Consider the following 12,359-nt stretch of genomic DNA (forward strand, 5'->3'; position numbering starts at 1 on the left):
GACAGCGGCGCGAAGGTGGAGACCTCCAACGTCCACGCGAAGGACATCTACGTATCCAACGCCCGCCCGGCGCGCCACCAGCACGTGGACTCCGACCGCCGCGGCTCGGGCAAGCGCGTGCACAGCGAAGCAGGCGAGGGCGTGCGCCTGCAGAAGGTATTGGCACAGGCAGGCGTGGCGTCGCGTCGTATGGCGGAAAAGCTTATCGACGAAGGCCGCGTCGAGGTCGACGGCAAGATTGTGACGCGGCAGGGCGTGCGGGTGGACCCGAACACGTCTGTGATTCGCGTTGATGGTTCCCGCGTCATCGTCAATGAGGACATGCAGTACTTCGTCCTGAACAAGCCGCGTGGTGTGCAGTCGACCATGCACGATGACATGGGCCGCCCGTGTGTGGGCGACATCATCGGTGAGAAGATCAGCGCTGGTCAGCGACTCTTCCACGTGGGTCGCCTGGATGCGCCCACCGAGGGCCTGCTGCTGCTCACCAACGATGGTGAGCTGGCCAACCGCCTGATGCACCCGAGCTACGAGGTCACCAAGACCTACATGGCCACCGTTGTCGGCGAGGTCGATGCCAAGGTCATGCGTGAGCTGGAAAAGGGCATTGAGCTTGATGACGGCATCGCTAAGGCGGACATGGCGCAGATCATCGATGTCTGGCAGGGCCGCTCCATCGTCCGCATCGAGCTGCACGAGGGTCGCAAGCACATCGTCCGCCGGATGCTCAAGACTGCGGGCTTCCCGGTCGAGCGCCTGGTGCGCACTAAGATTCACACTGTCCAGCTGGGCGAGCAGACCCCGGGCGCTCTCCGCGCACTCAACCGCGCTGAGCTGACCTCCCTCTACAACGCGGTGGGGCTGTAAATGGCACTAGTGAAAAAGAACGAAGAGAACCAAGGAGCTGAAGGAGCCCACATGAGCGAGCAGAACACTGACGACATGCTGTTGGTTGCCATTGACGGCCCTTCCGGCACTGGCAAGTCGACTGTCTCTCGGATGGTCGCAACCGAGCTGGGTGCAAAGTACCTGGACACCGGCGCTATGTACCGCGTTGCCACCCTGTGGGTGCTGCGCCAGGGCATCGACCCGACCGACGAGGAAGCCGTGGCCAAGGCGACGGCCGCCCTGCCACTGGAAGTCTCCGATGACCCGAACTCCACCGCCGTCCTCCTCGACGGCGAGGATGTCTCCGGCGAGATTCGCGGCCCGGAGGTCACCCGCAACGTGTCGGCGGTCTCCGCGATTCCGGCCGTGCGCACCAACCTGGTCGCACTCCAGCGTTCGCTGGCCGCATCGGCTGTGCGCTGTGTGGTGGAAGGCCGCGATATCGGCACGGTCGTGCTCCCGGACGTTCCGGCGAAGATCTTCATGACCGCCTCCGCAGAGGTCCGCGCTCGCCGCCGCTACGACCAGGACATCGCTGCTGGTCGTGAGGCTGACTTCGACACCGTGCTTGCCGACGTCATCCGCCGCGACGAACTCGACAGCAACCGTGCGACCTCTCCGCTGAAGCCAGCCGAGGACGCGTTCATTCTGGACACCTCTGAGATGGACATTGAAGAGGTCGTGGAAAACGTCCTCGATGTCGTTGAGGCCGGCTACCCGGGGTCCACTATGGACTGGGACGATGTCGACAACGAGGAGTTCGAGGGCTCTTACGACGACTCCGAGGACGACACCGCCGGACACCTGGTCGCAAACGTGGAGAGCGAAAACGCGCCGGGCACCGCAGGCAGCCACACCAGCGCAGACGAGTTCATCGACCGCACGATTGCCGACCACGAGACGATCATCTCCGAAGCCATCGAGCGCGCCGAAACCGGCCAGATCGATGACGATGCCGACTGGGAAGAATTGGAAAACGCCTTCGCAGCGCTTGGCGTCAGCGACGAGGAGGAAGAAGCTCTTCCGACCGTAGCCATTGTGGGACGACCGAATGTTGGTAAGTCCACCATGGTTAACAGATTCATTGGCCGTCGTGAAGCAGTTGTCGAAGACTTCCCGGGCGTGACCCGTGACCGCATCTCCTACCTGGGTGAATGGGGCGGACGTCGCTTCTGGGTGCAGGACACCGGCGGCTGGGACCCGGACGCCAAGGGTATGCATGCGGCGATTGCTCGTCAGGCGGAGACCGCCATGGAGACCGCCGATGTGATTGTTATGGTCGTTGACACCACCGTCGGCATCACCGCCACGGAAGAGGTCATGGCCCGTCGCCTGCAACGCGCGGAGCAGCCAGTTATTCTCGCTGCCAACAAGTTTGAGTCGGATTCGCAGCTTGGCGACGTCGCGGAGTTCTGGGCCCTCGGGCTCGGCGAGCCGCACCCAACCTCGGCCCTCCACGGTCGTGGCAATGCCGACGTGATGGACGAAGTCGTGGCTTCCTTCCCGGAGGTGCCGCGTGCGAAGTCGCTACCGACCGGGCCGCGTCGCGTGGCATTGGTGGGCAAGCCGAACGTGGGCAAGTCCTCGCTGTTGAACAAGCTCTCCGGTGAAGATCGCGCAGTGGTCAGCGACGTGGCCGGTACCACGGTTGACCCGGTGGACTCCCTGGTGCAGATGGACGAGGCGCTCTGGCGTTTTGTGGATACCGCTGGTATCCGCAAGAAGACCAAGACCGCCAAGGGCCACGAGTTCTACGCCTCGCTGCGTACTCGCTCGACGATTGACAACGCCGAAGTCGTCATCTTCCTGGTCGATGCTTCCGAGCAGATCACCGAGCAGGACCAGCGCGTGCTGCGCATGATTCTCGACTCCGGTCGCGCACTTGTGGTCGCCTACAACAAGTGGGACCTCATGGATGAGGACCGTCGCGATCTGCTCGAGCGCGAAATTGAAGAGCAGCTCGCACACGTGCCGTGGGCTCGTCGGGTGAACATCTCCGCCAAGACTGGTCGCGCTGTGCAGAAGCTGGAACCGGCAATGTTGGAGGCCGTGGAGTCGTGGGATAAGCGTATCTCCACTGGTCGCCTGAACACTTGGTTGCGTGCGATCATGCAGCAGAACCCGCCACCGCTGCGTGGTGGCCGCCAGCCGCGCGTGCTGTTTGCCACCCAGGCATCCTCGCGCCCGCCGGTAATTGTGCTGTTCACCACCGGGTTCCTGGAGCACGGCTACCGTCGCTTCTTGGAGCGCAAGCTGCGTGAAGAATTCGGTTTTGAGGGCTCGCCGGTGCGCATCGCGGTGCGTGTCCGCGAGAAGAAGAAGCGCCGCTAGGAAGCTCCGCCAGTTGCGCGTGGCGAGCTGAGAAAAGCCCAAAATGTGATTTAGGCGATTGCATTTTGGGCTTTTCGTTGGCATTTTAGAGTTTCAGTAAATTAGCGATAAGGAGAACTGACAATGGTCAGGCGCGGCAACAACCGTGACGGCTCTCAGCACGATGGCCGAGACAACAGCTACGGACGCGATTCCTCAAGCGCATACGGCGATGACTCCGCGACTCGCTACATTCCGCGGGACGAGGGATACCGCGGATACAACCCAGATGCCGACTTCGCGGGCGAGCAGCCGACCGAATACTTCGGTGGCGACTCCTCTGAGACACAATTCCTGCAGCGTGGCGATGAAACACGTTTTGAGAACTCGCGAGGTGCCGGAGCCGGTGCAGGTGCTGGTGCCGCCGGTGCACAAGGCAGTGGCGCACAGGGTAGCGGCCAGTACTGGGCCCCGCTTTCTGAAGAAGAACGCGGCTATGGTCAGGCGGGCCAGCAGGCAGGTGCAACCCAGCAGTACTCCGCAGGCGGCGCAGGCGGTTACGGCGACATGAACAACGGCAATAACCGTGGCAACAGTGGCAATGATGACTCTAAGAAGGGCTGGGGCAAGCCTGTCGCCATTGTGGCCATCGCCGCCATGGTGGCCGTAGTCGCGCTGGTAGCCCTGGTCTTGTCCTTTACTTCCGGAACCGAGGACAAAAACGACAATACGGCGGAGCCGACGCAGGAGACGTCGTCAAGCCCGACGCCGACGACAACCTCGCCGGAAGAAACCACGACAAGCCCAACCGATCGTTTGGACCCGTCGGGCACGATTAACGACACCCGTGAGCGCCTTGAGCAGGAGCTCGACCAACTTCGCGAGTCGCCGCCAGCTATCCCTGGCCCCGGTGAGCGCAGCAGCGGTTGGGGCACCATCCCGCAGGGCGTGGTGGGCAAGAGCCCGGCATCGGTCGAGGTGGAATTGCGTACCAACGGCTACCAGAATGTGACTGTCGTCGACGCCGAGGGCAATCCGACCAACTCGTTGGCCGCGATTATGGGCAAGGTCGCCTCGATTGATCCGCCGGAGGGACAGATGGCGGAGACATCCACGCCTGTGACCATCTACCTGCAGTAACGCCGCAGGCAGGGAAGGTGCCAGGGGCGATTTTCGCCTTCAAACTCCAATGATGTAACCTATAGCTCGTTGCACTTTCGTGCACACGGGCTGTAGCGCAGTTTGGTAGCGCACCTCACTGGGGGTGAGGGGGTCGTCGGTTCAAATCCGGTCAGCCCGACAAAAATAGCCGCCGTCTTCTGGAAGATTCCGGGAGGCGGCGGCTTTGTTTACGGCTATTGCTTACGGCTTTTGTTTGCCGTCTAGCGCGCGATGCTACTAGCGCACGACAATACCGTCGGAGTCAGCGTAGAGCGTCTCGCCCGGAACGAAGTCGATGCCGCCGAAGGAGACAACGACGTCGCGCTCGCCCTCGCCGGTCTTGGTGGACTTGCGCGGGTTGGTGCCAAGCGCCTTGCAGCCGAAGTCCATCTCGCCAATCAGCTTGGAGTCGCGAATCGCGCCGTTGACGACCACACCAGCCCAGCCATTGTCCTTGCCGAGCCCCGCAATAACGTCACCGACCAGCGCCGTGTGAACAGAAGCGTCACCGTCGATGACAAGCACGCCGCCCTCAGACGGCTCGGACAGGACCTTCTTCAGCAGCGCGTTGTCCTGGAAGCACTTGACCGTGGAGATCTTGCCGCAGAACTCCACGCGACCGCCGAGGTTACGCATCTGAGTATCGCAGGAACGCACGTCCGGGCCGATCTCGTCAACCAGGTCAGCGGTGGGGATGAATTCGATTGCCATAGGGGATTCAAGTCCTTCCGAAAATTGCTCGCATCAAGTGTTAAACCCATTGTTTCAAACTCAAGATGTGACTAAAGACATATGGTGCAAATTCGCTGGCAGCGATTGGTGCTCCGAAGGGCGGTCCAGATTGATTACTCTGGTGAGTCAGAACGCGCCGACAACCACACGTGCGCAGGAAGGGTAGAAGATGGCTGGGTTTAATTGGTTTTGGAAGGCTCTTAGCGGCAAGCAAGGGCGCAACCAAAAACGCAGCGTAGGGCTGGTGGCACGCGCCGCTGAGCTCGAGTCGCAGGTACAGGCGCTTTCCGACGCCGGCCTCGCCGACTTCACCCGCCAACACGCCACCGACGCACCGGAGCTTTTAGCCGCGCTCCGCGAAGTCTCCCAGCGCACCCTGTCCATGCGCCCCTTCGATGTGCAGCTGCAAGGCGCACTGGCGCTCATGGAGGGAGACGTTGTCCAGATGGCCACCGGTGAGGGCAAGACTCTCTCCGGCGCCCTGGCTGCAGCCGGTTTCGCGCTGCGTGGCCACCGCGTGCACTCTGTGACCGTCAACGACTACCTCGCAGGCCGCGACGCGCAGTGGATGCAACCTCTGTTCGGGTTCCTAGGCCTCTCGGTGGCGGCTATTTCGCCGCAGGAGGGACCGGGGGAGCGTCGTAAAGCATATGCGGCAGACATCGTCTACGCCGCCGTCAACGAACTCGGCTTCGACGTCCTGCGCGACCGCTGCGCGCCGACCGTCGAGGACCGCGTGCAGTCGCCCGCTGATGTCGCGATCATCGACGAGGCCGACTCCGTGTTGGTCGATGAAGCGCTGGTCCCGCTTGTGCTTGCCGGCAATGAGCCGGGCACCGCACCGACCGGACAGATTACCGACGTGGTGCGTCGCCTGCAGCTCGGCGACGACTACACCGTCGACGAAGGCCGCCGCAACGTCTTCCTCACCGATACCGGCGCCGCACGCGTCGAACGCCTGCTTGGCATCGGCTCGCTGTACGACGCCGAACATGTCGGTACCACTCTGGTTCAGGTCAACGTTGCACTGCACGCCCACGAGCTGCTGCAGCGCGATGTCGACTACATCGTGCGCGACGGCAAGGTACAGCTCATCGACGCCTCGAAGGGACGCGTGGCGGAACTGCAGCGCTGGCCGGACGGTCTGCAAGCAGCGGTAGAGGCCAAGGAGGGGCTGCAGGTCTCGGAGGGCGGCCGAATCCTCGACTCCATGACCATCCAGCAGCTCGTCGGCCGCTACGACATCACCTGCGGCATGACCGGCACCGCCACCTCCGCGGGCGACCAGTTCCGCGAGTTCTACGGACTCCACGTCTCCGTCATCGAACCCAACGTCCCATGCATTCGTGACGACGAGCCCGACCGCATCTACGCCACCACCGACGACGCGTTCGCCGCGCTTGTCGACGAGGTCGTGGAACTCAACGGCACTGGTCGACCAATACTCGTAGGCACCCGTGACGTGGCGGAATCGGAACGACTAGCCGATGCGCTGGTCCTGCGCGGCATCGAATCCTCGGTGCTGAACGCGAAAAATGACGAGCTGGAGGCCCAAGTCATCGCCAATGCTGGCGATATTGGCCGCGTCACAGTATCCACCCAGATGGCCGGACGAGGAACCGACATCCGTCTCGGCGGGGCAGATGAATCCAACCGCGATGCGGTCGTTGAGCGCGGTGGACTATGCGTCATTGGCCTGGGGAAGCACCGCACTGACCGACTGGACAATCAGCTGCGTGGCCGCGCCGGGCGCCAGGGCGATCCGGGCTCGTCGGTGTTCTTTGTCTCCCTGGATGATCCGGTGATTTCCGAGGGCGCTGCTGGCGAGACGCTGAGCGTGCTTCCCGAGGACGATGGCCGCGTCCGGGATAAGAGGGCCTATCAGTTCATCGACCGCGCACAGCGAGTGACAGAGGCGACCATGCTGTCGATTCATGCGACGACATGGAAGTACAACAAGCTCATCGGTGACCAGCGCGAGATTCTGGATGAGCGCCGGGAGAAGCTGCTGACTACGAATGCTGCCTGGGAAGAACTGTCCAAGTTGGCATCGGCGCGGGCGAAGGAAGTCGAATCCGCAATCGGGCGCGATGTCGCCGAGGACGCTGCCCGGGAAATCATGCTGAGCCACCTGGATCGCGGATGGTCGGACCACCTGGCGGATTTGGATGACCTGCGGGAGTCGATTCACCTGCGCGCGCTGGCTAAGGAAAGCCCCATTGATGAGTTCCACCGCGCCGCCATCGGCGCCTTTAAGAACCTGGTGAACAATGCCGTTACCGAGTCGGTGCAGACCTTCCAAGAGGTCGAAATCGACGGCGAAGGCGCACATCTGGAGGACACGGGTCTTGCTCGCCCGAGCTCGACGTGGACTTACATGGTCAACGACAACCCATTGAGCAATGGTGGTGGCTCGGTCGTCGGCTCGATTGCCGCGATGTTTAGGTAAGCCGTAACCACAAGTTTGGTAACAATTTGAAAATATTTCTCAGGTGACCGGCCTAGGTACACCCACAGAGAAAGCTCTCAGATGTCGGTATTTACGCATATCAATCATGTTGTACATACCCTGTCGGTGAGCTGCGTCACAACATGGTTGGGATTAGATAACAACATGAAAGCGGTTGGGGCGCTATTATCTAAAAAGTAACGAGTAAATCGCCCAAGGTTATCCCGGAGGGAAAGATATGACTAGCAATAGCGGCCAGCCAGAGGCATCGGTCGAGACCACCTCGGTCTTCCGTGCAGATTTGCTGAAGGAAATGGAGTCCGGCTCTAACACGGACTCCACGGTCTCCGGTGTTGAAGGACTTCCGGCGGGCTCGGCACTCTTGGTTGTCAAGCGGGGGCCAAATGCGGGTTCGCGTTTCCTGCTCGATCAGGCAGTCACAACCGCTGGTCGTCACCCGGACAGCGACATCTTCCTCGATGATGTGACTGTTTCCCGTCGTCACGCAGAGTTCCGCAAGAACGGTGACTCCTACGAGGTCGTCGACGTGGGATCGCTGAACGGTACCTACGTTAACCGCGAGCCGAAGAACTCCGCGGTTCTGGCTAATGGTGACGAGGTTCAGGTCGGTAAGTTCCGCCTCGTCTTCCTGATCGGTAACTAATTCGACATCGGTTAATGTCGACGCCTGTCGGCATTAACCCCTTATTTTTGTAAAGGCTCGGAAAAGACCAGTGGCAGCAGTACGCAAATCAGCAGTTGCGCAGCCGGCGTCGTCGGAAAGCACTGCGAAGCAAGCACGCTCGGTGGGCAAGAAGAAGACCATCGGTGCTGTGCTGAAGGAAGTCAAGGTTGAGTTCCCTGATGTAACGCTGTCCAAAATTCGTTTTCTCGAGTCGGAGGGGCTGCTGTGCCCGTCGCGTAGCTCCTCGGGTTATCGTCGCTACAGCCAGGCGGACATTGACCGCCTGCGCTACATTCTCACCGTTCAGCGCGATAACTACTTGCCGCTGAAGGTTATTAAAGAGCAGCTCGACGAAATTGATGCGGGCAACGCTGGCGGCGACGGGCTGGCATCGGTCACTCCACTGGTGACGGCGGATCAGTTCCGCGAAGCCGCAGTGGTCTCGCTGACGCAGGCGGAGCTGGCAGAGCGCACCGGCGCTAGCGAGAAGTTCATCACTGAACTGGTTCGAGTGGGCCTGATTACTCCGGACACGCTGAACATGTTCGATGGCGATGACCTGCTCATCACTGAGACGGCGGTCAAGCTGGCTGAGTTTGGCCTGGATGCCCGCCACCTCAAAACTGTGCGTACCGCTGCGGCCCGTGAGGCAGATTTGGTGTCGCTCGCTGCTAGTCCGCTGAGTAAGTCGCGTGCAGCTAGCGGCAAGCAGAAGGCTGTGGAGATGGGCCGTGAGATGACTGCGCTGATGGTCACGCTGCACGGCACTTTGGTCAAGCGCCAGGTCAACAAGGACCTGGGGAAGTAGTCGGTAGTCCCGCGTAAATAGCGGCTCGCTACAATTATCGCTGTTATGGACGAAAAACTCGTAGAAGTCAAGTTTCTAGACTGGATGGCGCATCCTCCTGAGGACGATCCAGTGCTGCTCCTGCATGCCGAAGAGACCAATCGGATTATCCCGATTTGGATTGATTTGGCGACGGCGACGAAGTACTCCGCCCGTGAGACCGGCGCTACGCAGCGTCGCCCGGGCATGCATGAGGTCTTCGTCGATACGCTGGACATGGTGGGGCAGAGCGCCCTGCGCGGCCAGATTACGGGCGTGCATGAGGGCGTTTTCATCGCCAGCCTGGTGCTCGAAGGTGGTGCAGAGATTGATATGCGGCCCTCCGACCTCATCCTTATCGCTAGCGAGCTTGAGGTTCCGCTGTATGTCGCGCGTGATGTGCTCGACGCCACGTCGGTAGCGGCGCGTCTCGTCGCAACCAATGGCGGTTCGCTTACCGACGAGTCGGAGACCGACTCCGTCGAGGCATCGGTGTCGGAGTTTGCGGAATTCCTCGACAGTATTGATGCTGACTACTTCGCCGAGCCGCATGGTGATGCGGAGGACAAGAAGTCTGATGGTGAAGCCGACGGTGGCGCCGATTCAGCTTCCGATGGCGACCGTTAAACGTGTGACTGGAGTGAATAACTGGCTACTTTTGAGGTAGTTGTGACGCTTATTTCCTCCGGCGTGTCGCTGAATGACCCCATAAAAGGGGTAACTTTTCGTAAGTTATGGTTTCATCCCGTCCTGCGGTTTTTCTCCCGGGTTGTGCTTGAGCTGGGGAAACTATGACTCCAAACTCTAAACCTTAACTTTAGGTTTAGAGATTCGGCGTGTCGTCCTGTGATGTATTGACAGCCGATTAACCTTGGCGAAAGATAAATAACGGCAGTGAAACTACCTCGGGAGAATTTATATGGTCGACGACAACAGCGGTTCGCTCTTTGGCGACAATGAGCTCCGTGCGTCGGACTCGCAAGAGCCACGCGCGGTTCAGGAATCCCTGTTCGACATGGGACCGGACGAGCAGGTTGGCTACCGCGTTCCCATCGCATGTCAGGTAGCGGGCATTTCTTACCGCCAGCTGGACTACTGGGCACGCACCAAGCTGGTGGAGCCTTCTATCCGTACCGCCAAGGGCTCGGGTACCCAGCGTCTGTACTCCTTCCGCGACATCCTCGTTTTGAAGATTGTCCGCGGACTGCTGGACACCGGTATTTCCCTGCAGAACATCCGTCTGGCTGTCGACCGCCTGCGCGACCTCGGCGTCGATGACCTGGCTACCATCACTCTGGTTTCCGACGGTCGCACCGTCTACCAGTGTCGCTCCAATGAAGAGGTCATCGACCTGCTCAACGGTGGCCAGGGAGTGTTCGGCATTGCTGTCCCGGGCATTATGAAGGAACTGACTGGCACCATCGCCTCCTTCCCGTCCGAGCGTATCGACGGTACTCAGGAGAACCCAGGCACTGGCATCGACGAGCTGGCTGAGCGTCGTCGCCGTCGCATCTCCTAACAGCCAACTATTTGGCTGGACAGCGGCGTTGCTGCTACGGCCGCCGCTCAAATAGCCGAAACAAACTAAACGAAAACCGCCTTCCACAACTGGTTCCGTTTTTCCTCTCCCGAGGTTGGACCAGATGGAGGCGGTTTTTGCTACTTACTCCGTACCGATAGCCGCAGCCAACTGAGAGGCCAGGCCGTCGCCGTAGTCAGCCGCAATGCGCAGAGAGCCAGTGGTCATATTTGCCACTTCCTGCAGCTCGGGGCTGGAGCTGTCCCCGTCGGGAAGCACGATGACCTCAATCGTTACCGGGCGGTCCGGGCTAATGAGTTCCTTGATCCTCTCGACAGACTCGGCGGCATCGGCGCCCGAGGCATCGCGCCCCGAGGTGAGCACGACGAGTCGGTTGGGCTTGTCAGGGGAGTAGGTGTCGCGGGCGGCCTGGTAGGCATCGATAAGCGCTGGCCAGAACTGTGCCTCACCACCGGCCGGAAGTTCGGCCAGCGAACCCTTTACGGCGTCCGCGCCGTTGTTGGCCTCGTCATCGGGCGCGGGAAGTTCCGCGAGGCGGTTCACCTCGGGTGCAAATGTCCACAGGCCGTATCGGCCGCCAGGTGCCGCATCGATAGCGCCGGTCAGTGCCGCAGACAGCGCCCCGACATCGACGCCCTCGGAGGTGTCAGCGAGCAGGAGCGCCGAACCCACCGCAGTTGCGGGCTGTTGCGCGTCCGGCTGCTCCAGTGCTGGCGGCAGCGCAAAAGAATCCGTCTGAATCTGCGAGAGCACCCCAAAGTTCTCTGCTACTTCAGGGCTGAAAGCGCTCTCAGCAGCTTCGCCGTCGGCGCCGTGATCTGCTGCGAAGTTGCGGAAGTCCTCGGCCGCGCGAGCCGTGTTCTCGTCGATCTTGCCGCCGGAGCCAAAGGTGACAACTGGCGCATGCAACTGGGGTGCATCCGCAGGGGAGACCAGCTTCAGCCCTTCGCCGGCCATTTGCAGCATGGGCTGGGTCGCGGCCACACCGTCGAAGTCGGCAACGTTCTGGCTGAGCATGGTCAGCAGAGTATTGGAGGTGTAGACCTCACCCAAGCCCGCGCGTTCGCGAGCGACGTCCGGGCCACCGCCAAGTCGAGCACTAATCACGGCCGACAGTGCCGCATCGGAGCCACCTGGGGCGGCCACGCGCAATCCTGCAAGCTCTTCCCAGGTGGCGTTGTTCAGCTGGTCAGCACGATTGGTTGTGAAGGCCACGCCGCTGGCAATCGGCGGCAACCACGTCTTGGGGTTGTTGACCTTGACCTTGTCTGAGTTCTTCGCCTGGTCCACAAAAGAGATATCGGCGGGAATCCAGACTCCCGGAGTCATAATTCCAGTACCGGCTTCACCCGCAGCGGGGTCCTCCGGAGCTCCCTCACCAGCTTCAGCACCGCCAGCCTCAGACAGGGCGTTCACAACCTCCTGCGAGCCCGCCACCGTAATCTGTGGCCGCACACAGAAGTCCCTCACCACGGGATTCGACTCGCCATAGTCCTGCACAAGTTTCTGTGCCGAGCCCACCGCAGCAGGATCAGCGGTCACCACCAGCGTCAGGTCACCCTTCGTACACCGTGCACGGTCAGCATCAATCGACGAATCGTTGCTCTTGCGCAGATTAACCCAGGCAAAAACCGCAGCGACCAAAACAATTACGACCAAGACGGCAATAAAAGGCCCCTTAGCCACTCGATAGTTGTTCTCACCCGAGGCGTGTCGTCCCATGTCGTTCTAGCCCTTTCTATGCTGAGTGTGCTCGGCACTGTCGACT

Annotated in this window: 10 protein-coding genes and 1 tRNA gene; 9 read left to right on the forward strand and 2 right to left on the reverse strand. The window is 61.0% G+C overall.

Going from position 1 to position 12,359, the window contains the following annotated elements; genetic code table 11:
• Nucleotides 1–15 precede the first annotated feature (15 nt).
• The 4 genes from ADB08_RS02310 (at nucleotide 16) to ADB08_RS02325 (ending at nucleotide 4,498) form a co-directional block, all read left to right on the forward strand.
• Nucleotides 16–867, forward strand: a complete 852-nt coding sequence (locus ADB08_RS02310) for a pseudouridine synthase (RefSeq protein WP_042389329.1) — start codon at nucleotides 16–18, stop codon at nucleotides 865–867.
• 51 nt (nucleotides 868–918) lie between these two features.
• Nucleotides 919–3,219: a bifunctional cytidylate kinase/GTPase Der gene (gene der, locus ADB08_RS02315; protein ID WP_049170462.1), complete on the forward strand. Its 2,301-nt coding sequence runs from the start codon at nucleotides 919–921 to the stop codon at nucleotides 3,217–3,219.
• A gap of 123 nt (nucleotides 3,220–3,342) precedes the next feature.
• Nucleotides 3,343–4,338, forward strand: coding sequence for a PASTA domain-containing protein (locus ADB08_RS02320; RefSeq protein WP_049170465.1), 996 nt, complete (start codon nucleotides 3,343–3,345; stop codon nucleotides 4,336–4,338).
• Nucleotides 4,339–4,424: 86 nt separating this feature from the next.
• Nucleotides 4,425–4,498 (forward strand) — tRNA-Pro (locus ADB08_RS02325).
• Between the two features lie 98 nt (nucleotides 4,499–4,596).
• Here the strand turns inward: ADB08_RS02325 and rraA are convergent.
• Complete coding sequence (rraA, locus tag ADB08_RS02330; RefSeq protein WP_016422839.1) at nucleotides 4,597–5,070, reverse strand: ribonuclease E activity regulator RraA; 474 nt, start codon at nucleotides 5,068–5,070, stop codon at nucleotides 4,597–4,599.
• 190 nt (nucleotides 5,071–5,260) lie between these two features.
• On the opposite strand from rraA, the gene secA2 reads away from it, so the two are divergent.
• The 5 genes from secA2 (at nucleotide 5,261) to ADB08_RS02355 (ending at nucleotide 10,570) form a co-directional block, all read left to right on the forward strand.
• Entirely contained in the window at nucleotides 5,261–7,540 is a 2,280-nt protein-coding gene (gene secA2, locus ADB08_RS02335; RefSeq protein WP_049170468.1) for an accessory Sec system translocase SecA2, read from the forward strand.
• A 238-nt stretch (nucleotides 7,541–7,778) separates the two neighbouring features.
• Nucleotides 7,779–8,204: an oxoglutarate dehydrogenase inhibitor Odhl gene (gene odhI, locus ADB08_RS02340; RefSeq protein WP_016422837.1), complete on the forward strand. Its 426-nt coding sequence runs from the start codon at nucleotides 7,779–7,781 to the stop codon at nucleotides 8,202–8,204.
• Between the two features lie 70 nt (nucleotides 8,205–8,274).
• Nucleotides 8,275–9,033 carry a MerR family transcriptional regulator gene (locus ADB08_RS02345; protein ID WP_049170471.1) on the forward strand — a complete coding sequence of 253 codons (759 nt, stop codon included), beginning with the start codon at nucleotides 8,275–8,277 and terminating at the stop codon, nucleotides 9,031–9,033.
• Nucleotides 9,034–9,078: 45 nt separating this feature from the next.
• Nucleotides 9,079–9,678 (forward strand): bifunctional nuclease family protein, encoded by a 600-nt coding sequence (locus ADB08_RS02350; RefSeq protein ID WP_049170474.1) that lies wholly within the window; start codon nucleotides 9,079–9,081, stop codon nucleotides 9,676–9,678.
• A 388-nt stretch (nucleotides 9,679–10,066) separates the two neighbouring features.
• Entirely contained in the window at nucleotides 10,067–10,570 is a 504-nt protein-coding gene (locus ADB08_RS02355) for a MerR family transcriptional regulator (RefSeq protein ID WP_172620271.1), read from the forward strand.
• Nucleotides 10,571–10,714: 144 nt separating this feature from the next.
• Here the strand turns inward: ADB08_RS02355 and ADB08_RS02360 are convergent, their stop codons facing one another.
• On the reverse strand, nucleotides 10,715–12,313 hold the full coding sequence (locus ADB08_RS02360; protein ID WP_049170477.1) for a hypothetical protein: 1,599 nt from the start codon (nucleotides 12,311–12,313) through the stop codon (nucleotides 10,715–10,717).
• Nucleotides 12,314–12,359 lie beyond the last annotated feature (46 nt).

It is taken from the genome of Corynebacterium sp. 239_CJEI (assembly GCF_001055995.1).
GTDB classification, from domain to species: domain Bacteria; phylum Actinomycetota; class Actinomycetes; order Mycobacteriales; family Mycobacteriaceae; genus Corynebacterium; species Corynebacterium jeikeium_D.

Coding starts and splice junctions, on each gene's coding strand:
- der (WP_049170462.1), top strand. CDS start 919: ATGAGCGAGCAGAACACTGACGACATGCTGTTGGTTGCCATTGACGGC.
- ADB08_RS02320 (WP_049170465.1), top strand. CDS start 3,343: ATGGTCAGGCGCGGCAACAACCGTGACGGCTCTCAGCACGATGGCCGA.
- rraA (WP_016422839.1), bottom strand. CDS start 5,070: ATGGCAATCGAATTCATCCCCACCGCTGACCTGGTTGACGAGATCGGC.
- secA2 (WP_049170468.1), top strand. CDS start 5,261: ATGGCTGGGTTTAATTGGTTTTGGAAGGCTCTTAGCGGCAAGCAAGGG.
- odhI (WP_016422837.1), top strand. CDS start 7,779: ATGACTAGCAATAGCGGCCAGCCAGAGGCATCGGTCGAGACCACCTCG.
- ADB08_RS02350 (WP_049170474.1), top strand. CDS start 9,079: ATGGACGAAAAACTCGTAGAAGTCAAGTTTCTAGACTGGATGGCGCAT.
- ADB08_RS02355 (WP_172620271.1), top strand. CDS start 10,067: ATGGGACCGGACGAGCAGGTTGGCTACCGCGTTCCCATCGCATGTCAG.
- ADB08_RS02360 (WP_049170477.1), bottom strand. CDS start 12,313: ATGGGACGACACGCCTCGGGTGAGAACAACTATCGAGTGGCTAAGGGG.